This is a genomic window from Acinetobacter sp. NIPH 2699, assembly GCF_022549355.1.
In the GTDB taxonomy this organism is placed as follows: Bacteria; Pseudomonadota; Gammaproteobacteria; order Pseudomonadales; family Moraxellaceae; genus Acinetobacter.
This window is the reverse complement of record NZ_JAKZGL010000006.1, coordinates 122,070-147,299: the sequence shown is the minus strand read 5'-3', so window position 1 is coordinate 147,299 and position 25,230 is coordinate 122,070. Positions and strand designations below refer to the sequence as shown.

At 40.3% G+C, this 25,230-nt stretch carries 20 protein-coding genes and 1 pseudogene; 4 read left to right on the top strand and 17 right to left on the bottom strand.

Features of this window, described 5'->3' with window-relative positions:
- Entirely contained in the window at nt 1–585 is a 585-nt protein-coding gene (locus MMP72_RS08440; protein WP_241316323.1) for a dual specificity protein phosphatase family protein, read from the top strand.
- A gap of 164 nt (nt 586–749) precedes the next feature.
- Here MMP72_RS08440 and MMP72_RS08435 read toward each other — a convergent pair whose 3' ends face one another.
- From MMP72_RS08435 to trpA, 5 genes are all read right to left on the bottom strand, one after another.
- Nucleotides 750–1,679 carry a hypothetical protein gene (locus MMP72_RS08435; protein ID WP_241316321.1) on the bottom strand — a complete coding sequence of 310 codons (930 nt, stop codon included), beginning with the start codon at nt 1,677–1,679 and terminating at the stop codon, nt 750–752.
- Nucleotides 1,680–1,776: 97 nt separating this feature from the next.
- Complete coding sequence (locus MMP72_RS08430; protein ID WP_241316319.1) at nt 1,777–2,895, bottom strand: SPOR domain-containing protein; 1,119 nt, start codon at nt 2,893–2,895, stop codon at nt 1,777–1,779.
- Nucleotides 2,886–4,172, bottom strand: coding sequence for a bifunctional tetrahydrofolate synthase/dihydrofolate synthase (gene folC, locus MMP72_RS08425; protein WP_241316317.1), 1,287 nt, complete (start codon nt 4,170–4,172; stop codon nt 2,886–2,888). Before folC ends, MMP72_RS08430 begins: the two co-directional genes overlap by 10 nt.
- Nucleotides 4,169–5,071: an acetyl-CoA carboxylase, carboxyltransferase subunit beta gene (gene accD / locus MMP72_RS08420; protein WP_241316315.1), complete on the bottom strand. Its 903-nt coding sequence runs from the start codon at nt 5,069–5,071 to the stop codon at nt 4,169–4,171. Before accD ends, folC begins: the two co-directional genes overlap by 4 nt.
- Nucleotides 5,068–5,871 (bottom strand): tryptophan synthase subunit alpha, encoded by an 804-nt coding sequence (gene trpA, locus MMP72_RS08415; RefSeq protein WP_241316313.1) that lies wholly within the window; start codon nt 5,869–5,871, stop codon nt 5,068–5,070. Before trpA ends, accD begins: the two co-directional genes overlap by 4 nt.
- A 263-nt stretch (nt 5,872–6,134) precedes the next feature.
- Between trpA and MMP72_RS08410 the strand changes: the two genes are divergently transcribed.
- Nucleotides 6,135–7,466, top strand: a complete 1,332-nt coding sequence (locus MMP72_RS08410; protein WP_241316311.1) for a Na+/H+ antiporter NhaC family protein — start codon at nt 6,135–6,137, stop codon at nt 7,464–7,466.
- A gap of 336 nt (nt 7,467–7,802) precedes the next feature.
- Here MMP72_RS08410 and MMP72_RS08405 read toward each other — a convergent pair whose 3' ends face one another.
- Complete coding sequence (locus MMP72_RS08405) at nt 7,803–8,825, bottom strand: AraC family transcriptional regulator (protein WP_241316309.1); 1,023 nt, start codon at nt 8,823–8,825, stop codon at nt 7,803–7,805.
- 113 nt (nt 8,826–8,938) lie between these two features.
- Between MMP72_RS08405 and MMP72_RS08400 the strand changes: the two genes are divergently transcribed.
- Nucleotides 8,939–9,814: a metal-dependent hydrolase gene (locus MMP72_RS08400; protein ID WP_241316307.1), complete on the top strand. Its 876-nt coding sequence runs from the start codon at nt 8,939–8,941 to the stop codon at nt 9,812–9,814.
- Between the two features lie 107 nt (nt 9,815–9,921).
- Here MMP72_RS08400 and MMP72_RS08395 read toward each other — a convergent pair whose 3' ends face one another.
- From MMP72_RS08395 to MMP72_RS08345, 11 genes and pseudogenes are all read right to left on the bottom strand, one after another.
- Entirely contained in the window at nt 9,922–10,755 is an 834-nt protein-coding gene (locus MMP72_RS08395) for a hypothetical protein (protein ID WP_241316305.1), read from the bottom strand.
- Nucleotides 10,755–11,564, bottom strand: coding sequence for a hypothetical protein (locus MMP72_RS08390; protein WP_241316303.1), 810 nt, complete (start codon nt 11,562–11,564; stop codon nt 10,755–10,757). The genes MMP72_RS08395 and MMP72_RS08390 overlap by 1 nt, the downstream gene beginning before the upstream one ends.
- A 10-nt stretch (nt 11,565–11,574) precedes the next feature.
- Complete coding sequence (locus MMP72_RS08385; protein ID WP_241316301.1) at nt 11,575–12,591, bottom strand: Het-C domain-containing protein; 1,017 nt, start codon at nt 12,589–12,591, stop codon at nt 11,575–11,577.
- A gap of 229 nt (nt 12,592–12,820) precedes the next feature.
- On the bottom strand, nt 12,821–13,165 hold the full coding sequence (locus MMP72_RS08380) for a hypothetical protein (RefSeq protein ID WP_241316300.1): 345 nt from the start codon (nt 13,163–13,165) through the stop codon (nt 12,821–12,823).
- A gap of 481 nt (nt 13,166–13,646) precedes the next feature.
- Nucleotides 13,647–14,486 carry a hypothetical protein gene (locus tag MMP72_RS08375; RefSeq protein ID WP_241316297.1) on the bottom strand — a complete coding sequence of 280 codons (840 nt, stop codon included), beginning with the start codon at nt 14,484–14,486 and terminating at the stop codon, nt 13,647–13,649.
- Nucleotides 14,486–15,325 carry a hypothetical protein gene (locus tag MMP72_RS08370; RefSeq protein ID WP_241316295.1) on the bottom strand — a complete coding sequence of 280 codons (840 nt, stop codon included), beginning with the start codon at nt 15,323–15,325 and terminating at the stop codon, nt 14,486–14,488. Before MMP72_RS08370 ends, MMP72_RS08375 begins: the two co-directional genes overlap by 1 nt.
- The gene (locus MMP72_RS08365) at nt 15,325–16,170 is read right to left on the bottom strand and encodes a hypothetical protein (RefSeq protein WP_241316293.1); all 846 of its coding nucleotides are present in this window, start codon (nt 16,168–16,170) and stop codon (nt 15,325–15,327) included. Before MMP72_RS08365 ends, MMP72_RS08370 begins: the two co-directional genes overlap by 1 nt.
- Nucleotides 16,170–16,979: a hypothetical protein gene (locus MMP72_RS08360; protein WP_241316291.1), complete on the bottom strand. Its 810-nt coding sequence runs from the start codon at nt 16,977–16,979 to the stop codon at nt 16,170–16,172. The genes MMP72_RS08365 and MMP72_RS08360 overlap by 1 nt, the downstream gene beginning before the upstream one ends.
- An 11-nt stretch (nt 16,980–16,990) precedes the next feature.
- A complete protein-coding gene (locus tag MMP72_RS08355) occupies nt 16,991–19,144 on the bottom strand; it encodes an HET-C-related protein (RefSeq protein ID WP_241316391.1) in 2,154 nt (717 codons plus the stop codon).
- Between the two features lie 393 nt (nt 19,145–19,537).
- Nucleotides 19,538–22,060, bottom strand: a pseudogene (locus tag MMP72_RS08350) (type VI secretion system Vgr family protein); the annotation flags it as partial.
- A 150-nt stretch (nt 22,061–22,210) separates the two neighbouring features.
- Nucleotides 22,211–23,206 carry a DUF2804 domain-containing protein gene (locus tag MMP72_RS08345; RefSeq protein WP_241316289.1) on the bottom strand — a complete coding sequence of 332 codons (996 nt, stop codon included), beginning with the start codon at nt 23,204–23,206 and terminating at the stop codon, nt 22,211–22,213.
- A 241-nt stretch (nt 23,207–23,447) separates the two neighbouring features.
- Between MMP72_RS08345 and MMP72_RS08340 the strand changes: the two genes are divergently transcribed.
- A complete protein-coding gene (locus tag MMP72_RS08340; RefSeq protein WP_241316388.1) occupies nt 23,448–25,181 on the top strand; it encodes a bifunctional metallophosphatase/5'-nucleotidase in 1,734 nt (577 codons plus the stop codon).
- The last annotated feature ends 49 nt before the right edge of the window (nt 25,182–25,230 follow it).

The window sequence follows — 25,230 nt, the reverse complement described above, 5'->3', positions numbered from 1 at the left end:
ATGAAAAAAACGCTCATTGCCATTGCTCTCGTGTCAACCTTAAGCGTTACTGGGTGCATGAAACATCCAAGTTTAAATGAAGAGCAACGTCCAAAGAATTGGGGAGCACTGATCTCCAACACCCATAATTTTTATCAAATTAGCAATGATGTCTTCCGAAGTGACCAACCGAGTAACGATTTAATTCCAACCTTGAAAAAGTATCAAATTGGGACTGTGATCAACCTTCGCGCAAGAGATGAAGATGCCAAAGTGCTAAAGGACCAACCCTTTAATCTTGTGCATATTCCCATTCATACTTGGGCAATCACTCGCGCAGACTTATTGCAAGCAATGCATACCATACAAACGGCTAAACAAAAAAATCAGAAGGTCTTAGTCCATTGTTATCATGGTTCTGACCGTACTGGCGCGACGATTGCCATGTACCGAATTATCTTTGAAAACTGGTCAATTGAAGATGCAGTAAAGGAAATGAAGCAAGGGGGCTACGGCTACCATGTCATTTGGAAAAACATTGATCATTTATTTAGCCCTGAAAATGTAAAATGGATTCAACAGCAATTGTCAAATCCATCCAGTTAAAGCATTGAATTGTTTTTGGAGAAAATCTATTTGTTAGACATCTACGTTTGTTAAATGAATGAACTTATCCGTCCATTTTCTCAGATCTGGTCTAGTTATTATTGATCACCTAGCAAATGATACTTTCCGAAGTTGCATGATCATCAACCAAGCGTCATTTCACTTCACGGTTTTGCAAAAGCCGAGCTGCTCAACAACACAGTCAAAACTTCAGAATCACCACCATCACTATCCGTTACCAATAAAAACACCTCGCCATCGGCTCTCGACTCTAGCCAAGTAATCCCTTCAACTTTAATTGGGAGTGTTTGACCCTTTGCATCCTGAATCAAATGAGTAGCTAAAGTTTTACCGTCAGGCGAGAACACGAGTATAAAACTACCCAACACCACACCATCATCATAGCTATTTAATGTTTGCTCCACCGCAGCCGTGGCAACGATCAAATTTTTATCCGCTAAAAAATAAGCATCAGAAATACCACTTGCTGAACCCTCAATCTCAGGTAATGTGAGATTGAGCGAATTTATGAGTGCATCTTTTAACGGTTTACCCGCTTGAATTCCTTCTAAATCAAAAACTAAAACACCATGACAGCGATTAATATTACCACGTTGAAAGATATAGAGATGACGATAGTCTGAACATACTGCTTCTATATTCAGACCAGCGCCACCAGTTAATTCAAAACGATGTTCCAAAAAATGGTAATCAGCCGCATCCAACAAAGTTCTGATTTGATTATTAGATGGATTATAGAGTAATGCTTGTTTCCGGTTTTCCGTAGAACCCGACCCCATAATCAGTAGCTGTGGTTGTTCGTTAAAGATGATGCAAGTTAATGCTTCAAAATCAGGCTTTTTTTCTTTGCTCAATGCAACAAGCGGCATTTGCTCAGACGGTTCAGATAACGGAATTTTTTCAAAAACCGTCGTACTGGTTATGTTATTTTTCCGATTCGTTTTGAGTAAGTAACGAACATCATCACCAACAAAATAAACATCGTCCCCTATACAGGCGACACCAGACAGTGCACTAACATCAGAATCTTGTGAAAAAACAAATCGTTCTAATATTCTGATCGCTGTATTCATGATCGCGAATCCCCTATTTAATTTTGCTGGAACACTCACAGCATGAATAAAGCCTGTGATGTGTTCCTGATTTGATCTAGGGGATGATGATCAACGTTTATCGTTGGTCAAGCGGAACCCAATCAATCACCCAAGCAGATTTCATATTTAAACTGTCATCTGCCGCAATTTTCTTACGTGCAGCATCAGCGCTCTCTCTATCCTTGGATGGACCAACCATAATGCGAATCCCTTTAGAGGTTGGGCTGGTAGTGACTTTATAGCCTTTCGCACGTAACTTGGAGACCACAGCATCAGCATTGGCTTGGTTTGCAGCCAAAGCCACTTGCACCATCCAGTTTTTCTCACCATTTTCCAGAAGTTCACGTGCCTTTTCAGCATCCGCTTTCTTCTTCGCGGCTTCTTCAGCTTTACGTTTATCCTCCGCAGCTTTACTCTCTGCTTCAGCTTTACGCTTATCTTCAGCAGCTTTTTTCTCTGCTTCGGCTTTACGTTTATCTTCCGCAGCCTTCTTCTCTGCTTCAGCTTTACGCTTATCTTCAGCGGCTTTCTTCTCTGCTTCGGCTTTACGTTTATCTTCCGCAGCCTTCTTCTCTGCTTCGGCTTTACGCTTATCTTCAGCAGCTTTTTTCTCTGCTTCGGCTTTGCGTTTTTCTTCCGCTACTTTATTACTTGCTTCAGTTTTACGTTTATCTTCGGCGGCTTTCTTCTCTGCTTCAGCTTTACGCTTTTCTTCTAACTTACGTTTTTCTTCCGCAAGTCGTTGTGCTTTGGCTTTGTCATCTTCGATCAATTCTGGTGGAATATTATCAGAGCTTTCTTGCGCAGCATTTCGATGGGCATTGATCGCAGCATATTCCTCTGCCGCCTTACGAGCAGCAGCCGCTTCAGCTTGCTGTTGCATCTTTAAAAAGTCAGCAGCAAGGGCTTCTTGCTCAGCAACTGCTTTCTCACGTGCATGGCGTTGTTCTTCAAGCAACCGTTTTTCTGTTTCAATATCAACAGCCATGGGTTGTAATGACACCATTTCACTATCTTGAGCAGGTTGCGCAAGTTTTGGTTTAGACTCAGTTTGAGCACTTGGGTGTTCAATCTGAGCTTGTGTCTTGTCTTGTTCTATTTCTTCATTACCTTTGAGAAGTAATGCTGCCAATAAAACACCACCTCCTAGTAAAACAACGCCGCCCATCCAGCGTTGTTTGTTATTCATTGACATTGTTCTAAATACTCCCAGACCGCTTCTAAGGTATGAAACGAACCACAGACTAAAATCAGCTGATTGTTATTACATTTGTTCAGCGCAGTTTCAAAAGCTTGCTGGATACTGCCAGACTCATGTACCTGTTGACCGTGTAATGCATCGTGTAACTGTTGCACTGGCGCGGCTCTAGGCACATCTAAGTTAGCAATAAACCAATCTTTTACTGTTGTTTTTAGTAAATCAGTGACAGATGCAATGTCTTTATCTGCCAACATTGAAAATACCGCAACAACTTCTGTGTACTGTTTATTGTATTTTAAGAATTTTCGCAACTGCTTCAATAAAAATTCAACACCATGCGGGTTATGCCCTGCATCGAAAACAACCGTTTTCCCTTGAATTTGGCGTATTTCAAAACGTCCCTGCAACGCTGCTTGTTGAATGCCTTGTGCAATCGCGGCTTGTGATATTTCCATACCACTCAAGAGCACAGCGGCTACAGCAGTAGAAATATTGTCCAGCGCTAGCTGACCCACAGGAAGTTTTAATGTTGTCCCTGAAGATGCAAATGACCATGTTTGACCATCAGGATGAAGCTGATAAAAATAATCACGATTTAAAACAGATAAGTGAGCTTGAGTTTCAGTCACTTTATCTTGAACTGCTTGGGGGAGTTGCTGCTGCCCTGCGAAAATAACGGGGATATTCGGACGAATAATTCCTGCTTTCTCAAACGCGATTTTTTCAATGCTATCGCCAAGCCAATCGGTATGATCTAAACCGATATTGGTAATGACAGCAATATCTGGATCAATCACATTGACCACATCAAGCCGCCCGCCTAAACCCACTTCGAGCACCCAGACATCACATTGTTGCTGTTTAAAAATAACGAAAGCAGCCAAAGTGGTTGCTTCAAAGAAAGAAAGGGTTAAGCCACATTCACGGCGTGCTTGATCAACCAGAACAAAAGCATAAATCAAACCTTGATCATCGACTTCGACACCAGCCAGCTTCACACGCTCGTTGAAACGATAAATATGCGGCGACTGATAGAGACCAACTTTATAGCCTTGCGCATTTAAAATCGCGGCTAAAGTGGTCGTGGTTGAACCTTTACCATTGGTGCCTGCGACCGTAAATACTTTCGCATCTGGCTGCATCACACCTAATTTTTCAGCAACAGGAATGACGCGCTCTAAGCCTAAATCAATGCCTGTAACATGAACATGGCTCCAATAATCGAGCCATGTTGTTAGTGTATCTTTTGAATGTGGGTCGTGCGGTTTCAAGGTAAATTCATCAGCTTAGCAACAAGTCGATATACAGTATCACGTAACGCATGACGGTGAACAATCTGATCGATCACACCATGATCGAGTAAATATTCTGCTCGTTGGAATGGTTCTTCCAGTTTCTCACGCACCGTTTGCTCAATGACACGTTTACCCGCAAAACCAATCATGGCTTTAGGCTCAGCGATATGCACATCACCCAGCATTGCCAATGATGCAGTTACGCCACCATAAACGGGATGCGTCAATACAACCAGATAAGGTACACGTGCTTCTTTCATTTTTTGAATCACAGCAGAGGTACGTGCCATTTGCATAAGGGATAACATCCCTTCTTGCATACGCGCACCGCCCGAAGCAGCAAAACAAATCAAAGGTTGATGCAGTTCAATCGCACGTTCGGCCGCTTGTACAAAACGATCACCGACCACGGTACCCATCGAACCGCCCATGAAGTCAAATTCAAAGGCGCAAGCAATCAAATCCAAACCTTTAAGAGAACCTTGCATCACCACAAGTGCTTCTGTCTCGCCTGTTTTATCTTGTGCTTCACGCATACGGTCTGGATAAGGCTTAGTATCCACAAATTTCAATGGATCTTTGGCGCTAAACTCTTGACCTAACTCGGTGTTCACTTGATCGAAGAACCAATTCAAACGATCACGCGCACGCATGCGTAAATGTTCGTCACATTGTGGGCATACATAGGCATTGAATGACATCGCAGTACGGGTAACCAGTGCATGACACTCAGGACATTCGATCGTCGGTTCAGTAAATGTCGCTTTGAATATCTGTTGTTGGTCTGCAACCTGAATCCCAGGAACCTGACGCTCCGTCCAAGGGGTTGCAGGATGAAGTACTTTCCCTGTTATGATTTCTACGTCTTGACTCATACTAACTCATCGAGCGCAGCTCGAAGCTCCTTCACTTTATTCACCGTCTGTTGCACAGCCTCATCGGCTGGCAATGTTGCAAAAGATTTAACGAAAGCACTGCCCACAATGACAGCGTCAGCAACTTGTCCCATCGCTTTCGCAGACGCAGCATCACTAATCCCAAAACCCACACCGACTGGCACATTGGTTTTGGTTTTAATCTTTGCAATACGTGCTGCTGCTTCAGAGGTATCTAATGTTGCTGCTCCTGTCACACCTTTGAGTGATACGTAGTAAACGAAACCACTGGCTTGATTAACCACATGTTGAATACGTTGATCTGTCGATGTTGGTGCAAGCAGGAAGATTTGATCCATCTCATTTTGTTTTAAGATGTCACCTAACTGCTGTGATTCTTCAGGTGGTAAATCCACAAGAAGAACACCATCAACGCCACAGTCTTTCGCGTAAGCCACAAACTTTTCATAACCAATCACTTCAACTGGGTTTAAGTAACCCATTAAAACAACAGGTGTGGTTTGGTCTTGTTGGCGAAATTCTTTCACCATATTCAAAGCATCTAAGGTATTCGTTCCGCCTGCTAAAGCACGCTCAGCGGCTAAAGCAATCACAGGGCCATCTGCCATTGGGTCTGAAAATGGTAGACCCAGTTCAATGACGTCAACGCCTGCTTCAACCATTTGGTGCAGTAATGGAACGGTTACCTGTGGATGCGGATCACCTGCCATAACATAAGAAACAAGCGCTTTACGTTGCTGAGATTTAAGCTGTTCAAAACGAGTGGCAAGACGTGACATAGGATTATGCTTTCCTGATTTATATAAATTAAGGAGTTGTTTGTAGTCATACAGAAACTCTGCATTGTAACGCTATTTTTTGTTCATTGAACAGCGTTTGACGTGATTGCAACAGTGAATCTTGCTACTTACAACGGCCTTGACACATTTATCTATATTTTGAGTTTTTTCTCAATGATCAAAGCTTCCTAATTTTCTTTGATTTTAGAAATGAGCCAAGCTCCTTTATACTACCCGCAATTTTTAAGTTTCCTTTTTATTTTATGTCTGCCCACGCTCAGGAAAAAGTACAAAGCAATGCCCTTGCTTTGCTACCACTATTGGTATTTTTGATCATCTTTCTCGGGAGTGGTCTCTATCATTCAATGATCGGAACCGAATTTGCCTTTTATCAAGTCAAAGCACCAGTTGCAGCTATTCCAGCCATCATTCTTGCCTTACTCCTCTATAAACAAAAGCTAAACACTGCAATTGAAGAATTCCTGCAAGGCGCAAGCCATCCCAATCTCATTCTGATGTTTATGGTTTTTATGCTGGCAGGTGCCTTTGCCAATGTATCGAGTGCAATTGGCAGTGTTGATGCCACAGTTCAACTCGGACTTTCGCTAATTTCAGCAGAGTTTGTTTTGCCCATGTTGTTCATCATTTCCGCGTTTATTGCAACCGCAATGGGAACCTCGATGGGCACCATCGCAGCCTGTGCACCTATTGCCTTTGGCTTTACTCAAGCGACCGATATCGCTCCGATATATGCCATTGGGGCTGTCGTAGGCGGTGCCATGTTTGGCGATAATTTATCCATGATCTCAGACACGACCATTGCAGCGACACGCAGTCAAAATGTTGAACTCAGAGATAAATTTCGAGTCAATGTCTGGATTGCATTACCTGCGGCGATCATGACCTTAATCGTTTATATTTCATTAAGTCATCAGGCGGAAGCGATTCAATCTAAACCTTATGATGTATGGTTAATTCTGCCTTATCTTGCTGTTTTCTTCCTCGCATTTAGCCGTTTACATGTGCTGGCGGTACTGATGATTGGCGTCATTTTGTCAGGCATCATTGGACTGATTGCAAAGCCTGAATTTGATGCCCTTCAGTTGAATAGTTCAATTTATGACGGTTTTGTCAGCATGTTTGAAGTGGCATTACTTTCCATGTTGCTCGGTGGTCTATCGACCCTGATGCAAAAAGAAGGTGGTTTGCAATGGTTAATTCAGCGTATCTATGCCATTACTCGCTTATTCAAATTTGGTAAACAACGTGCTGGGGAATTGGGCATCAGTTTCCTTGTGGTGTTGTCCAACTTGTTCGTGGCCAATAATACCGTTGCAATTATTTTATCTGGCGATATGGCACGAGAAGTGGCCAAAGAATATGGTGTTGACCCCAAACGCAGTGCCGCTTTACTCGATATTTTTTCTTGTGTGATTCAAGGTATTATCCCTTATGGCGCACAACTGCTTCTGGCTTGCTCAATTGCACAACTTTCACCTGTCGAGTTAATTGGGCACATCTACTATTGCTGGATTTTGGCGATTTGTGCAATCCTCGCAATTGTCTTTAATTATCCGCGTTTAAAGACACGTTAAAATCCTGTGCGAAATATGAGACTCGGAAATGTCGTTCACAACCTGAACAAACCAAAGCGACTAAAGCTTTGGTGAAGTGCAAGAAAGAAGAATTGAACCTTGCGGAGCTTCAGTCGCTCCTCATGTGAATGACAATGGTTTTGCCTACTTTTGCCAAAACACTTACGAAGCTTTAAACGCTTCTCAGGTCGAACCTGAACAAAGTTGAAATATATTTCAACTGAAGTGCAAGACGTAGTGGTTTATCCAATAATTAGGTGAGAATACAACATGACTCCGTTGAGAAAATTCCTATTTAAATAAGAATTATGCCTAGTAAAAAGATTCATTTTACAGCTAAAGAGACTTTAAAAACTGCTTAGGTGTAACTCCTGTCCAACGTTTAAACGCTCTTCCAAAGGCACTTTGATCGGCATAATTCAAACGCTCTGCAATCTCAGAAAAAGATTTACCCTGTTGCAAATAGAGCTTACTTTGCTCCAAACGATATTGATCCAAAATCTCTTGAAAATTGAGCTGATAGCTCTTGAACTGACGCTGTAAGGTTCGTTCAGAACAATGCAAACGCTTTGCCACATAACTTTGCAACATTTCTTCTTGTTGCAATAAACCCTGCTCGATGTGGCTTTGTATTTTCTGTTTAAATTGTTGTTGCTGGATATCAAAAGAAGTAACGCTATTCAGCGATTGCTGTGCTTGATTGGATAAAACATGATTCAGTTGTTGATCTGCGGCAATACTCTTGGCCTGTAGAATTTGATTGGAAAAACGAATGGCATACTGCCCAGCCTGAACCTGTATCGTACATCCATAGAAGCGTTCAAAATGATATAAAGCGGTATGCGGTGCATAACCAAATTGAATCATCTGTGGTGGAATTAAAGCATCTTGCACAATGGATTGTGCAATTTTAAAAATCAGCGCTAGATTCAACTCATACATTTCTCGATAGTTACAATAGGATGCACTCCAAACAATTTGAATATAATCTGAAAATTGCTGGACATTGAGTTGCTCTAAATTGGTCTGTTTAAATACTAAAGAATAATAACGTTGTAATAACTGTAAAGCTTGCTGTAAGTCTAAACTGGTCGATGCCAAATAGCCCATTAATCCCAAATCTTGCAAATTGGCATGTTCAGCCAAAACCAATGTAATCGGACGAGGAAAATAAGGTTGAGTAGCTTGTAACAGTAAAACATAGCGCTCAACATCGAAGTCTTGTTCGTCAGGATTTTCTAAACACGCATGAAAGGCCTGCCAAAGTTCAGGTGCAACAACTTTAGACAAGTCAATATGTTCTTGTTGTAAAACACGATTCAATAATCGCAGATATCCAATAATTATTTTAACTGACATACGTCAATCTCATCCTGATCTGTCGTTATTTGTATAAAACTTGACTGTAACTGTCAAAACATTTCATTGAACTTTTCTCATACTGAATCTATGAAAAGACAAGGAAGAGCAAAATGAATGCACATGTTTCCTATCAAGTTGATCCGATTGTAAGAACAAAATTAGACTTCCATTTAGATGAGGCACCTCGTTTCTGGTTTGGTGGTGATCCATTTCGAACCCGCATGTTCGATGCCTTGAGCCTCACCTTTCCCGATGGTGAACGCTACTTCATTGAATGTGTGCGTTTATTTCGTGACAAAATCAACGATCCAGAACTTCAGGAACGTGTAGCGGATTTCATACGTCAAGAAGCTCAACATGGTATTGCCCATGATAAAATGAACCAAGTCATGAAAGAACAAGGGATGCCAGTTGATCAATTCACCCATCGTTTAAAGAAAATATTTAAATTTGAATTGAAGAATCGTTCTCCACAATACAACATTGCCATGACTGCCGCAGCAGAACATTTAACAGCACTGATGGCAGATACGTTCTATAGCAAAAAAGAAACCTTAACTGACGCTGATCCCTTCGTTCGTGCCCTGTTCGCTTGGCATGCCATTGAAGAAATGGAACATCGTGATGTGGCTTTTGATGTGATGCAACAAGTCGGTGAAGTACCTGAATTCACCCGCAAATCTGCATTGGTGATTACGACGGTATTAATGTTTGGATTTACCCTTTACCGCACAGATGTGATGCTGAAATGTGATGGTTTTAATTTAAGACAGCGTCTAGATATGGCACGTAAAGGTTTGCCTTGGTTCTTCGGTCGTAACGGTATTTTGACAGCCAAAAGAGAACAATATAGCGACTGGTTTAGAAAGGATTTTCATCCAAATCAACATCCAATTATTCACCAATATGATGTTTGGATTGATACCCTAGCCAAAACCAATGACCCAATTGCAGCAGGTGAAGCTTTTTGGCAAGCGGGTTTATAGTCTAGATTCAAATACCCAATTCATATCGAATTGCTAGCATTACATTGAGCAAATCTATTTTAGCTCAATGTAATATTGCAACTTTAACAACAACCACTAAATCTCCATCACTGCTCTGCTTGTTCTTTACCAAATTTCTCCTGATATTGCTTTCGTACATCGACACAGTATTTACCATAAAGGACCTCATTCTCAGGTGTATTTTTACAATCCTCATATTCTTCTTTTAAAGAAACATCCTCAGGAACTGCTGTAGTACGCATTGCATAAAAACTAATACCATCAATCACTTCTGGATCATTGTCATAACTGGTACTGAGATTAATATCAAATGATTCACCTGCCTGACCACTCTTACACTTTGCCCAAATATAATAGCTGGTTCCTCGACGATGCCTAGAGATCGACCGTATTTCTTGATCCATCGGATAGGCACCCACAATCACATCCTCCACTTGGATGCCATCTTTAAAGTTTTGCTTTGCTTGAAAAGAATCTGGATTCTTCATCCTTGTCTGATATTGCTCCTCTGTTTCCCATGCAAAGTCTTTATTCCACTCAGATTGACCGATCCAAAGACCGACATGTTCCATTTTTTTGTTATTTACGTCATAAATCAAACGAATACCTGCATCGTCATAGATATAATATTCTTTAGGTGTCTTTACCTTTCCCCATGGCGGGAAATAATCAATCTTTCTATAATTAGAACCAAAAACCTTTAACCAATCTGCCAAGGGTGCATTAAAATCGATTGGCTTATTGTTATAAGAAATCTGGCAGCCATCAACTTTGATCTGATGCTGTGTATTCAGCTTTTTTTCCACATTAGGAATCGCAACTTGCTGTTTTGCATCGGAACACGCTGTGACCAACAGCAATCCCATAACAAGTATTTTTTTGGTTACTAACACAACTCCACGATGCTGATCAATCACCATCACTGCTCTGCTTGTTCTTTACCAAATTTTTCCTGATATTGCTTACGAATATCTACACAGTATTTACCATAAATGACATCATTCTTAGGTGTGTTCTTACAATTTTCATATTGTTGCTTTAATGAAATATCTTCAGGGATATCGTGAACGATCATATGCTCAAAACTCATTCCATCAATCACCTCTGGATCATTGTCATAACTGGTACTCAGATCAATATCAAATGACTTGCCATCCTGACCATTCTTACATTTTGCCCAGATATAGTAGCTGGTTCCACGACGATGCCTAGAAATCGAACGTAGTTCTTGATCCATCGGATAGGCACCCACAATCACATCTTCAACCTGAATACCATCTTTAAAATGCTGTTTTGCTTGAGCTGAATTGGGGTCCTTCATTCTCGACTGATACTGCTCTTTTGTTTCCCATGCAAAATCTTTATTCCACTTAGACTGCTCTAACCAAAAAATAACCTGCTCCATTTTCTCAGCTTTGGTATCATAGATTAAACGTAGTCCCACATCGTCATAGATGTAATATTCCATAGGAATCCCTTCATCATAGTCAACGTGAGGGTGTTTTACCCTATCAACCTTTCGATAATCAGAACCAAAAACCTTTAACCAATCTGCCAAGGGTGCATTAAAATCGATTGGCTTGTTATTATAAGAAATCTGACAACCATCAACTTTGATCTGATGCTGTGTATTCAGCTTTTTTTCCACATTAGGAATCGCAACTTGCTGTTTTGCATCGGAACAAGCACTTAGACTCAAGATCAATACCCCCAATATGATTTTTTTCATTAACTTTCCTTTATCTTGCTGCCCGAATTGCCTGAGGATTTGCTCTTGCCCACTGCCGTATATCACCATCCATCCAGTTGGTTCGAGCAGGATGAACAAAATAGCGTTTCGCTGTGTCTTTAACTGCCTGTTTATTGGCTGCTGTAGGTGATTCACGACAAGCAATCCAACGTCGCCCAACATCCTCTACCGCTTTAATTGCCAATTTTGCTGCTAACATGTGTAAAGCATTATGATGATCATCTTTCCCCAATTGGGTATGGGTTGGGTTTTCACCATAGTTGCCCCACCCTTGTACCAAGCGAATCGCTCCATGACTATGTTGTAAAATGCCCGAACCAGCAAATTTGAGCACAAAAGATATAATCGGTTTAATCACCGATGCCAAAGTACGTGCTGTCCGAACAAATTGGGCTATTTCTCTAGCCTTATCTGCATATAATGCCTCATTTAAACCAGCTAACTGATCTCGCAAGCTCAAATAAGTGTTCCAAATCCGACTAATTTCCGTAATATTGATCCATTCAACGATGGCAGTAATCATAAAGTCTTCTAAGCGACGCTCACCATACATAAAACCTTTATATTCTTCCATATTCTTTAACGGATCAACCAAATCACCAAGCTTTGGTGCAATACTTGCCAAAGTGTCCCACAACCCAAAAGTTCCAGAAACAATCGGAATCTCTCGGTAATCAACATAAGGCTGTTGAATATGATCATCTACTTGATAGCCCTGTTTAATCAATGCCACTTCGGTAAAGTTGGTATGCGCAAAAAAATCCTCCAACACATGAAAAGCGTTACCCAAAGCCCTTAATGCATGACGAGAATGCATATTACCTGACATGCTAATATCGAGTTGCTCTAGTACATATTCCAAGACAGTTGGAAAAGCACTGTCACCTGCGTTTTCTGGCGTACTATCCGCGATATAGTTTTTTAGGTTGTAATGTGGTGATGCCAGCGATCGATTGGTTTGATGACTTTTTTGACTAGGATCACCTGAATAACTTTTCTTTACCATTTAATATTTATCTAGGAAAACTAGAATTATTAATTCGAGTAAAGTCCTCTAGTTCAGTTTTTCCATCAAAAACATAGTTATTATGACTATATGATTCAGAAAGTTTAAATTTCTTGAAGGTTTTAGTTTGATTGTCCTTATAGTATTGTTGATATTCTAAAGTTATGAAATCATCTTCAATATGTGGGCTGATAAGGATTTTACCTTTTCTATTACTGCCTCCTCTTATTTATGTTTCATCTACTGAGAAATAAATATTTTCACCAGCAATATATGCAAATTTATCCGCTTTGATAATAAATATTTCATACATTAAAAAATCATTTTTATTTGGTAATGGAAAAATATTTCCTTTATTAAGGAGAGTGTATAGCTCATTTTTTATGGAATATTTATCATTTCTATTATTAATAGTTCTGATATTTATCTGTAAATCGTTATCAATTTCTTTGTTTGACATTATTTCTATTTTTAATGTTGGTTCAGTAGACATGGTTGGTACCTTGTTGAAAAATAATATTGTTAATAAAAAAATTAAAGAAGCAAGGAAAGTCAATAATTTAATACTTTTCATTTTCTACTCTCCTGGGTTAAAGAAAGATTGATCCTTTTCATAAAGTAAAACCCCATTTTTATAAAATCTCATCGGTTCTACTTGTACTCCCCCAAAGGTGAGCTTGCCTACCTTTACCAGCTTTACTCCCAACCATATAAGTACCAGCTACAGACCACGCGAAGTTATTACTTCGCCCAATGGAGGTTATTCTTTTAGATGGAGAAAAAGAGGGAAAACTAGAAGCACTTTGTCCACCAACCTCAACTTCTAAAAAGTTCGCTAAAGTTGAAATTCTCTGAGCAAAACTGGGATCAGCTGCTGAGTTACATCCAAAGAAAGTACACCGCACATTACCAGAATGCCAGTTAATATTAAGACTGCTCCATCCTTCTAAAGGCATTTGCATATTAATGGGATCAGAATAGATAATCGGTCCATCCCATCCTGATGAATATTTTTTTCTTTACTGGCACAACACTACAATGCTGAAAAATCCCCATCACCGCTCTGCTTGTTCTTTACCAAATTTTTCCTGATATTGCTTTCGTACATCAACACAGTATTTACCATACAAAACCTCATCCTCAGGCGTATTTTTACAGTTTTCATATCGTTGCTTTAAAGCAACATCCTCTGGGACTGCTGTCGTACGCATTGCATAAAAACTAATACTATCAATCACCTCTGGATCATTGTCATAACTGGTACTGAGATTAATATCAAATGATTCACCTGCCTGACCACTCTTACACTTTGCCCAAATATAATAGCTGGTTCCTCGACGATGCCTAGAGATCGACCGTATTTCTTGATCCATCGGATAGGCACCCACAATCACATCCTCCACTTGGATGGCATCTTTAAAGTTTTGCTTTGCTTGAAAAGAATCTGGATTCTTCATCCTTGTCTGATATTGCTCCTCTGTTTCCCATGCAAAGTCCTTATTCCATTTCGATTGACCCACCCAAAGACCAACATGTTCCATTTTTTTATTATTCACGTCATAAATCAAACGAATACCCGCATCATCATAGATATAATATTCTTTAGGAGTCTCAACCTTACCTTCATATATATATTCCATATATTTCTTTTTTCTATAATCAGAACCAAAAACCTTTAACCAATCTGCCAAGGACGCATTAAAATCGATTGGCTTGTTATTATAAGAAATCTGACAACCATCAACTTTGATCTGATGCTGTGCATTGAGCTTCTTTTCGACTTTAACAAGTGTAGCTTGCTGCCTGGCATCAGAGCAACCAGTGACCAGCAACAACCCTAAGACGAATATTTTTTTGGCTATTGACACAACACTACAATGTTGAAAAATCTCCATCACTGCTCTGCTTGTTCTTTACCAAATTTTTCCTGATATTGCTTACGAATATCTACACAGTATTTACCATTTAAAAAATCACTCTCTGGTAAATCTTTACAATATTCATAGTTTTCTTTCAATGAAATATCTTCAGGAATCTTGTGAACAATCATATTCTCAAAACTCATTCCATCAATCACCTCTGGATCATTGTCATAACTGGTACTCAGATCAATATCAAATGACTTACCATCCTGACCATTCTTACATTTTGCCCAGATATAGTAGCTAGTTCCACGACGATATTTAGAGACAGAACGTAGTTCTTGATCCATCGGATAGGCACCCACAATCACATCTTCAACTTGGATACCATCTTTAAAATGTTGTTTTGCTTGAGCTGAATTGGGATCCTTCATTCTCGCCTGATACTGCTCTTTTGTTTCCCATGCAAAGTCTTTATTCCACTTAGACTGTTCCAACCAAAAAATGACCTGCTCCATTCGTTCGGCTTTGGTATCATAGATTAAGCGTAGTCCCACATCGTCATAGATGTAATATTCCATTGGCACATCCACTCGCCCCATTCGCGCATGTTTAGTTCGCTCTACTTTCCGATAATTAGAACCAAAGACATTTAACCACTCTGTTAATGATGCATTAAAATCAATTGGTTTATTGTTATAAGAAATCTGGCAACCATCGACTTTGATCTGATGCTGTACATTGAGCTTCTTTTCGACTTTAGCAAGTGTAGCTTGCTGCTTGGCATCGGAACAGCCAGCGACCAGTAACAATCCTAAGACGAATATTTTTTTCTTTACTGACACAATACTGCAATATTGAAAAATCTGCATCACTGCTCTGCTTGTTCTTTACCAAATTTCTCATGATAACGTTTACGTATATCAGGGCAGTCCCAAGCAATTCCAAACTTAATGTCATTGTCTGTAAATCCCTTACAATTTTCATATTGCTGCGTTAGTGAGGCATCCTCAGGAACTTCATGAACAATCATATTCTCAAAACTCATTCCATCAATCACCTCCGGATCATTGTCATAACTGGTACTCAGATCAATATCAAATGACTTGCCATCCTGACCATTTTTACATTTTGCCCAGATATAGTAACTGGTTCCTCGACGATGCCTAGAAATCGAACGTAGCTCTTGATCCATCGGATAGGCACCCACAATCACATCTTCAACTTGGATACCATCCTTAAAGTTTTGCTTTGCCTGAAAAGAATCAGGATTCTCCATCCGTGTCTGGTATTGCTCCTCTGTTTCCCATGAAAAGTCTTTATTCCACTCAGATTGACCAACCCAAAGACCAACATGTTCCATTTTTTTATTGTTCACATCATAGATTAAACGAATACCTGCATCATCATAGATATAGTATTCTTTAGGTGTCTCGACCTTACCTTCATATATATATTCCATATAATTCTTTTTGCGATATTTAGAACCAAATACCTTTAACCAATCTGTTAATGGTGCATTAAAATCGACTGGTTTATTGTTATAAGAAATCTGGCAACCATCGACTTTAATTTTATGCTGTGCATTCAGCTTTTTTTCCACTTGAGGAAACGCAATTTGCTGCTTGGCATCGGAACAACCAGCGACCAGTAACAATCCTATAACGAATATCTTTTTGGTTACTGGCACAACACTACAATACTGTAAAATCCCCATCACCGCTCTGCTTGTTCTTTGCCAAATTTTTCCTGATATTGCTTACGGATATCAACACAGTATTTACCATAAATGACATCATTCTTAGGCGTATTCTTACAATTTTCATATTGTTGCTTTAATGAAACATCCTCAGGAATATCGTGAACGATCATATTCTCAAAACTCATTCCATCAATCACTTCTGGATCATTGCTATAGCTGGTACTCAGATCAATATCAAATGACTTACCATTCTGACCATTCTTACATTTTGCCCAGATATAGTAACTGGTTCCACGACGATGCCTAGAGACAGAACGTAGCTCTTGATCCATCGGATATGCGCCTACAATTACATCTTCAACTTGAATGCCATCTTTAAAATGTTGTTTTGCTTGAGCTGAATCGGGGTCTTTCATCCGTGTCTGATACTGCTCTTTTGTTTCCCATGCAAAATCTTTATTCCATTTAGACTGCTCTAACCAAAAAATAACCTGCTCCATTTTCTCAGCTTTGGTATCATAGATTAAGCGTAGTCCCACATTGTCATAGATGTAATATTCCATAGGAATTCCTTCATCATAGTCAATATGAGGGTATTTTATCCTATCAACCTTTCGATAATTAGAACCAAAGACCTTTAACCAATCTTCCAATGGTGCATTAAAATCAATTGGCTTATTATTATAAGAAATATGGCAACCATCCACTTTGATCTGATGCTGTGTATTGAGTTTTTTTTCAACCTTAGGCATTACAGCTTGCTGTTTTGCATCGGAACAGGCACTTAGACTCAAGAGCAATAAACCGAATATAAATTTTTTCATCTACTTTCCTTTTATCTAGCTGCCCGAATTGCCTGAGGATTTGCTCTTGCCCACTGACGTATATCACCATCCATCCAGTTGGTTCGAGCTGGATGAACAAAATAACGCTTAACCGTATCTTTAACTGCCTGTTTATTGGCTGCTGTCGGGGATTCACGACAAGCAATCCAACGTCGCCCAACATCTTCTACCGCTTTAATTGCCAGTTTTGCAGCTAGCATGTGTAAAGCATTATGATGATCATCTTTCCCCAATTGGGTATGAGTTGGGTTTTCACCATAATTACCCCATCCTTGTACCAAGCGAATCGCCCCATGGCTATGCTGCAAGATGCCTGAACCAGCAAATTTAAGCATAAAAGATATAATCGGTTTGATCACAGATGCCAAGGTACGTGCTGTCCGAACAAATTGGGCAATTTCTCTCGCTTTATCTACATATAACGCCTCATTTAAACCTGCTAACTGATCTCGCAAGCTCAAATAAGTGTTCCAAATCCGACTAATTTCCGCAATATTAATCCATTCAACGATAGCAGTAATAATAAAGTCTTCTAGGCGACGCTCACCATACATAAAACCTTTGTATTCTTCCATGCTCTTTAATGGATCAACCAAATCACCAAGTTTGGGTCCGATACTTGCCAAAGTATCCCAAAGTCCAAACGTTCCAGAGACGATCGGGATCTCTCGGTAATCGACATAAGGCTGTTGAACATGATCATCCACTTGATAACCTTGTTTAATCAATGCCACTTCCGTAAAGTTGGTATGCGCAAAAAAATCCTCTAACACATGAAAAGCGTTGCCTAAAGCCCTTAATGCATGACGAGAATGCATATTACCCGACATACTGATATCAAGCTGCTCTAGTACATATTCCAAGGCAGTTGGAAAGGCACTGTCACCAGAGTTTTCAGGCGTACTATCCGCAATATAGTTTTTTAGGTTGTAATGCGGTGATGCCAGCTCTTGATTGGTACGATGGCTTTTTTGATTTGGTGCTTTATTAAAGTCATTATAATCAGCATAGCGAGAATCACCTTCAGGACGGCGCTCATCCTTTTCCATTTGGGGATTATCAATATGTTCCTGAGGACGATAGACCCCTACGATATGTTTTCCCTTTTGGGGTTCGATCAACCACAAATCAGAAAACAACTGCAATGGCATTGCTGCATTATTATTATAGACCATTAAAGCAATTGCCTTATAACGACGCTGTTTGTCTTTAGGCAAGTTATCAAAACGTTGGGCTGCCAACACTTCAGCTTTAAGCCAATCTGCCATCGGCTGTAAACGCCCCAAATGCACTCTTAGATTATTTCTTTTTTCTAATAACTCATGTGCGAAATAGTCATCAAAAAAATGATCATAGGCTAGAACTGCCAAAATACGGGCGAGGAAGTCCCGATTTGGATATACCGCAGTTACTTTACCATTAAACCGTATATCAATTTTTCGGTTAAGCACAGCAGGGACTACGATTTGCGAATGGTCACGTAACCAATTGCCTGCATAAATTTCCATAATCACATTATTAGGCAATAACTCCCCTTGAGGTCGATATTTACCCAATGCTTCTAAAATAATTGATTCGTGTCCATGGCTTTCACGGACTCCACTATGATTATCTTCTTTTAAGACATAGCGGCCATTTCTCATGGTCCCCCTTTCTCTCTGCCCTTTAAATGTTCCTTTACCTGCCCCAAAATATTCATATTCGCCATCATTGTCTTCCATCTGCTGCATAAAATTGGCATACAGGTCAGCAGCTTCACGACCACTTTGGCGTTCAATTTTTAATAGTCCAGTATAACGACGACTGACAACGTCAGCATATCGAAGCTCCTGAACGTAACCATAATCTTTGACATGGGCTAACAACTCGAGCGAGTATTTTTGTTTTTTTAGTTCTGGATCAAGATTTGCCATATATTCTGCAAACTTGGAGCCTTCATCCATATAACCATCAGGCTCTAGCTGTCCTAGTGTACATGGAACTTTAATGTAATCAGATAAAACCAACTCATCGCTTTCAAAGGTATTTAACGCACGTATCTCATCAGGTGTAGTTTTATAAAGTTCTGCTATTTTTTCTAAAGTATCCCCACCACTCACAATATGATAATAAAAACTATTTTCTAAAGGATAACGACCACTCATCCTGATCAGCCAGTCAATATAGTGTCCATATTCTTCTAGCAATGCGATATATAACATTTGGTTGTAAGTTTCATTATGATGCGCATTTAACACTAAATCTGCGGCAACTAGGATTTTGCCATTTTTTAAATCGAATGCTGCGTAATGACCTTTTACTTTGCCTGTTGTTACCTCAATAGGCGGTGCAGAAACAGCACCACTGATTATATCTTGTTGTAATTGATGATATAGGCTATGAGGCACATCATAACCAAATATAGGTTGAGACATAGATGCAAAAGTATGCCCATCAAATTGCTCTGCCAAGAACTTGAGTTGATCATGTGCATATGTTGATTTAAGCTCGGGTATATCTTTCGGTGGAATATTAATGAGTGGCAGCATTGGTAATGTCGTGTGAACTTTCGCCCCACTCTTTAACAAATGCTGTCCAGCCTTTACCTCGAACGTTCCACCTGTAGTCGGAAAGATGCCTGAACCATTCAACCTAAGTTCAGAGCTACCTGCTTTTAATACAATTTCCTTCGGACTATTAAAGTAAATTGCATCCTCAGTAGAAATGATTTGAATCCCCGCTTTCGCCAATATATCCAAACCATCCCCTTGTGCCTGTATCTCAAACTTACCTTTTGCTGCAACTTGTTTAATCCCAGCTTGTGCTGCAAATAGGCTGATCTTTTGACTTGCTTGAGCAATCAGGTTTTTTTGTGTGGTTAGGTTAATACTGTCCCCTGCAAATTGATTCAATTGCCCATCTGCGGAAAGGTGAATGTCTTCTGAAGTACTGAGTCCGATGCCATTTGGTGAGCTCAATAAAAGCACTGCTTCATTAAAACGTGCAATATCTTCCTGAATCTGTTCAAAGAATTCTTTTAGTTGATCAACTGATTCCAACTCATCGGTCTGCTGGTTCTTTGCCACTTCACTCAAAGCTTTGGCATTACCGTGGTTGTCTTCTAGTTGCTGTTTGGCAGTTTGCACTTCGAGATGATCACCTTGCGCTTGTTCTTGAGCATAGGTCGTGATCAGTAAGCCTTCACCTGCTCGGACTGCACCCCATTGGTCGGTACGTAGCTCAAATCCCTCGCCTCGGTCTTCACTTTCTGCTTCTGCTTTGGGGTGGCTGAGTTTACCGAGATTGAGTTGGCTCGCTGCATGGCTGCTTTGTAGTTGGGCGCTGATCTGTCCAGTGGTGTCATCAAAGCGTAGTTGGTTATAACCTGTGCCTTGATATTCTTTACTTTTAATACCTGCTAGTTTTTTGGTGTCAGGCAATTGTCCTGCATTGTCGAATTTGGTTGGGCTGCGTTGTGCTTCGTGGAGTCGTCCTGTGACAAAGGGACGATCAATATTGCCGTCAAAGAAGTCGATCACCACAATTTCACCGATTCTCGGTAGAAAGCGTGCGCCATAGCCTTCGCCTGCCCACGGGGTCAGTACATCCACCCATGCTGAATCGGTGTCATTGTCATTACTGCCTGCACCACCATCGTGGCTATGGTCATCGTTTCGGGTAAACAGGAATCGAACTTTGATTCTGCCCCATTCATCGACATGGATTTCTTCGCCTGCTGGCCCGACCACTTTGGCGCGTTGTGGCTGGGCTGCTGGGCGGTGTTGTAGTGGTTGGTATTCGGGTACGGTTTTGATATTGCGACGTTGTAGGGTCAGTTGGTTGGCTTGGCGTTCTTCGCTATTGTTAGAATACTGCCATTGGCTTTGTTCAACTAATTGACTGATTTGCTCATTTAAATCTTTGGGTAGGTTGTTTTGGTTGTAGTAGCTTTTGGCGGTGATTAGAAATTCTTGGTCTGATCCGTTGTGTTGGTCGATCTCTGGGTGTTCAGTCAACTTAAACCAATAGCCGACTTGAGTATCTCGTACGGTGGTGTTGGCAATAAAGTGTTTGGCTTGGGCATCATGGTAGTGACTGAAGTTTTGATTGAGTTTTTCAATTTGGCTGTTGCCTGATGCAGTTGCGCCATCTTCGCCATTCAAATCTTGCATCCATGCTGGGGTGAAGTGCCATGCATCTTCGAGTCCTAGACTGGCATTGTCATGTTGTTGACTATGCTGATGTTTGCTTTGTACGCTGCCAGCACCATCTTCTTGTTCTAAAACATCTGCTTGCCAACGTTGGATATGCACGGCTGTCGGTTGTAGACTGCGTTCCGCAATCAGACTGGTCATGCTGTCGTATTGTTCGGTGGCACTGCTGCGGTGGTAGCGAATTGTTCTTCGATTGAGGGCTTGGTATTGGTTATTATCGTCAATCAAACGCAGTTTTTGGGCTTGGATTGGAGCATTACTGTTTGCAACGGTGAGTTGGGCTTCGTCAATCAGCCAATTGATCCCTTCACTTCTCAACAATCGGGTAATAAAGTCGTAGTCACTTTCATTGGCTTGCATCACAAATGGACGGATATCGTAATCTTGAGTCACGCTGCTTAAATCAAGGCTGAGACTGGATGCAAACAGTGGACTACGTTGTTGCCATTCTTTAAAAATTGTTTGAACAATATCCAGCACGGTTTTATTCATAAACACGCGGCTGTTTCTTCGTTTGTGCCACAGTGCAGTCGGGTCTTGTAGTTTAAGTTTATAAAGGGTCAATGAGCCATCAGACTGTCCTTGTACAGCTTCGGTAATAATCCCCGTTGTTCTAAAAAGTGTACCTGTATCAGTGACCTGATTAATTGCAACTTGGCAACCAATGAATTGTTTTAAGGGGATAGTCGCGTTCGTTGACAAACATATAAGCTCGGCAGTAATCCCCTCATTGAGGCGATGTGTACCATCAATACGTTGCAGAAACACCTGATTGGCTAAAGCAGAATTAGAAAATTGAATATGAATGGCACGTTTTTGTGCACTTAGCCCTATTTTATCTAAAAAATTAAATATATTGAAAATCATATTTTTATGTTTAATCACCCTCAATTGGAGTGATATTTTATATGAATCAGAAGGATCTGTATATAAAATATACAATGGAGTCACTAAGCATTAGACTAACTCCATTATTTTCTTGAACGGCTCAATTAGAGAGAAAGGTTTTCTCAGCAATCACCACTTCGCATAATGTTGCTCCAATAAACCATATTGAACACTCAACACCAGCAACTCACCATTTTCATGCTCAATCGTGCCACTGACTTTAGCTTGCCATTGATTAAACTGACTGCCAATCAAACGCAAATTGATATTTTCAAAACGACACCACCCTGTTTCCACCAACAGATTTAAACGCTCATCCAACGAACGAATTGACCAGCATTTTTCGCTTTGCTGTTCAAATAAAATATCCGTCAGTGGATATAAACGACCATCGACCCACAACGCATTTTCATTGCCAAAGCTTTCATTGACACCCGAAGCCAGATTGAGTCCGATACGACGATCATTTGCATCACGGAACTGACAGGATAACCAAAACCAAGCCGTTTCAGGGCGTAAGAAACCACAGGTATCATCGAGAGCTGCAAGACTGTGCGCATTAAATTTTATATGTTGTTGCTCGGGACTAATAAAAAATCCCTCAACCGCCAACGTAGTTTGCTTTTGCGTATAAGTCCAACCATTGATCCCCGTTGGGCTACATAAACTCAATGCATCAGTCCCCGCACAAAAGATACGAGCTTTAAGCTGAACGTCACCATGTCTGGTGATTTGGATATAGCGTACACCATTAGCGTGTTTCATATTCAAACAATAGCCTGATTTTTTAAAATAGCTCTGACTAAATAAGGGTTGTTCATCAAGCTTAGTTTGATAGCCAAAAGGTTGAATCGCATTCCACTCAACCACTTGTTCAGCCTGATGATCATAGATATAAAAGAAAGCATGTCCAGCCCAAGATAAATCAACGATTGCAACACCAATACTATAGTGCTCGTGCTGTATACCACAGAATTTAAATTTCTTATATTTTAGTTGTTTACGCCAGCCTTTAAGCACCTGACCATAAGGTGTTTTATAGATATAGTCATCTAGGTTAATCCGTGATGGTACATCATCAAAACGTCCATAATGAGGTTGACCGCTAGTTTGTATCAAATCCATGATTCTTGATCCTGTGACTGTTTGATAACATCGTTGCCAATCATAGTCGCTAATTCATAAAATTGACCACAATTTTTTGAGTACACCTTTCAACCTCACTTGAGGTTCTTTTCACTGGCATTAAAGTTCAATATTTCATCAAATGTTCATACTGAGGTTTTATCTTTAAAAACAATCTTATACCAGTTGATCAAAAACCATGACAACACATACATTCTTAAAGGCCAACGCATTGTGTTTAATGCTGGTTGCCTTAACCGCCTGTAATGACAATGACGATCATCAACCAACCAAAACTGAACGTAACAATCAAAGCATCAATATTCTTGCCTTTAATGATTTTCATGGCAATTTAGAGCCACCTAAACGCTTCATTGAAGCAGATGATCCACATGATCATAGTAAAACAGTACAAATACCGGTTGGTGGGGTGAGTTATTTTGCCGATGCAATCAAAAAACTACGTGCTCAATATCCAAATAATGCCGTGGTTTCAGCAGGCGATTTAATTAGCGCCTCGCCATTAATCTCATCTTTATTCTTAGATGAACCGACCATTGAAGCAATGAATGATATTCAAATCGATTTTAATGCGGTTGGAAATCATGAATTTGATCGTGGCACCGATGAACTTCGTCGTTTACAAAATGGTGGCTGTCAGCAATATACCAGTACCAAACCATGTCAAATTAATCCAGACTTCGCTGGCGCAACCTTTAACTTTCTCGCTGCCAATGTTTCCATGAAGGCCGATCCAAACAAAACACTTTTTCCTGCCTATAAAATCAAAACTTATGGTGGCATTCCTGTTGCGTTTTTTGGGCTTACTTTAGAGGCAACTCCAAGCATCGTTTCTGCTGCGGGGATTACAGATGTTGATTTCCATGATGAAGCAGATACCGTCAATGCACTCATTCCTGAGTTAAAGAAACAAGGGATCGAAGCCATTGTCGTAGTGGTACACGAAGGCGTTGCGCCAAGTACCAAATTCAATAAGAAAACCTGTGATGGATTGAGTGGCCCATTAATCGATGTATTGGAACGCTTAGATCCTGCGGTGGACGTTGTAGTGTCAGGGCATACGCACCAATCTTATATTTGTGACTATGCGACCAAGAATCCACAAAAGCCTTTCTTGCTCACCTCAGCAGGTCAATACGGTACGATTATCACCAATATTCAACTTGAGCTAGATGGTAAAACGGGTGATGTAATCAAAAAAGATGCGTCACAAGTTCCTGTGCAAAGTGAAAGTTATACTTCTGGAACAACCACGATCAACTTAACTGATCTGTACCAAAAGTTTAGTAAAACACCAAGCATTGAAGCAATCCTAGATAAATATCGTCCAGCCGTTGCGACAATTTCAGCACGTGTGGTCGGTTCTGCAACGGGTGTGATTAATCGTAATGCGACTGAAAGCGGCGAAAGTGCTTTGGGTAATTTAATTGCTGATGCACAACAAGCAGCAGCACTGGCAGCCAGCAATCATGGCTCAGATTTTAGTTTAATGAATCCAGGTGGGGTACGTGCAGACCTACTGATCAATAGTAGTAATCAAATTACTTTTGGCGATGTCTTTAGCGTACAGCCATTTGGTAATTCATTGGTCACGCTGAGTCTCACGGGTAAACAAATTCGTGAGCTATTAGAACAACAATGGTCTGGTGCCAATGCAGCAACCACTCGAATTTTACAGCCATCAAAAGAACTCAGTTATTCTTATAAAAAAGATAGCTCTGCTACGCCTCGTGCGAGCAATATATTGATCTCTGGACAACCTCTCAGCGATACTCAAGTGTATCGTGTTACGGTCAATAACTTCATTGCTGATGGTGGCGATAACTTCACCATTCTAAAAGAAGGTAAGAATCCAGTTGGTGGCGGACAAGATATTGATATTTTTGAGAAATATGTGACTCAAAACTCACCTCTCAGTGCACCAACAACAGATCGTATTAAACTCATTCCATAAATGTATAAATAATAAAAAAATCGGGAAGCACAAGCTTCCCTATTTTGAT

Bases quoted from the DNA above. Each gene is read 5' to 3' on its own strand.
- MMP72_RS08355 (WP_241316391.1), bottom strand. From the start codon at position 19,144: ATGAGTGGTCGTTATCCTTTAGAAAATAGTTTTTATTATCATATTGTG.
- MMP72_RS08430 (WP_241316319.1), bottom strand. From the start codon at position 2,895: ATGTCAATGAATAACAAACAACGCTGGATGGGCGGCGTTGTTTTACTA.
- MMP72_RS08370 (WP_241316295.1), bottom strand. From the start codon at position 15,325: ATGCAGATTTTTCAATATTGCAGTATTGTGTCAGTAAAGAAAAAAATA.
- MMP72_RS08340 (WP_241316388.1), top strand. From the start codon at position 23,448: ATGCTGGTTGCCTTAACCGCCTGTAATGACAATGACGATCATCAACCA.
- MMP72_RS08365 (WP_241316293.1), bottom strand. From the start codon at position 16,170: ATGGGGATTTTACAGTATTGTAGTGTTGTGCCAGTAACCAAAAAGATA.
- MMP72_RS08385 (WP_241316301.1), bottom strand. From the start codon at position 12,591: ATGGTAAAGAAAAGTTATTCAGGTGATCCTAGTCAAAAAAGTCATCAA.
- MMP72_RS08390 (WP_241316303.1), bottom strand. From the start codon at position 11,564: ATGAAAAAAATCATATTGGGGGTATTGATCTTGAGTCTAAGTGCTTGT.
- MMP72_RS08345 (WP_241316289.1), bottom strand. From the start codon at position 23,206: ATGGATTTGATACAAACTAGCGGTCAACCTCATTATGGACGTTTTGAT.
- MMP72_RS08360 (WP_241316291.1), bottom strand. From the start codon at position 16,979: ATGAAAAAATTTATATTCGGTTTATTGCTCTTGAGTCTAAGTGCCTGT.
- MMP72_RS08400 (WP_241316307.1), top strand. From the start codon at position 8,939: ATGAATGCACATGTTTCCTATCAAGTTGATCCGATTGTAAGAACAAAA.
- MMP72_RS08435 (WP_241316321.1), bottom strand. From the start codon at position 1,679: ATGAATACAGCGATCAGAATATTAGAACGATTTGTTTTTTCACAAGAT.
- accD (WP_241316315.1), bottom strand. From the start codon at position 5,071: ATGAGTCAAGACGTAGAAATCATAACAGGGAAAGTACTTCATCCTGCA.
- MMP72_RS08440 (WP_241316323.1), top strand. From the start codon at position 1: ATGAAAAAAACGCTCATTGCCATTGCTCTCGTGTCAACCTTAAGCGTT.
- MMP72_RS08410 (WP_241316311.1), top strand. From the start codon at position 6,135: ATGTCTGCCCACGCTCAGGAAAAAGTACAAAGCAATGCCCTTGCTTTG.
- MMP72_RS08395 (WP_241316305.1), bottom strand. From the start codon at position 10,755: ATGGTGATTGATCAGCATCGTGGAGTTGTGTTAGTAACCAAAAAAATA.
- trpA (WP_241316313.1), bottom strand. From the start codon at position 5,871: ATGTCACGTCTTGCCACTCGTTTTGAACAGCTTAAATCTCAGCAACGT.
- MMP72_RS08380 (WP_241316300.1), bottom strand. From the start codon at position 13,165: ATGAAAAGTATTAAATTATTGACTTTCCTTGCTTCTTTAATTTTTTTA.
- MMP72_RS08375 (WP_241316297.1), bottom strand. From the start codon at position 14,486: ATGGAGATTTTTCAACATTGTAGTGTTGTGTCAATAGCCAAAAAAATA.
- MMP72_RS08405 (WP_241316309.1), bottom strand. From the start codon at position 8,825: ATGTCAGTTAAAATAATTATTGGATATCTGCGATTATTGAATCGTGTT.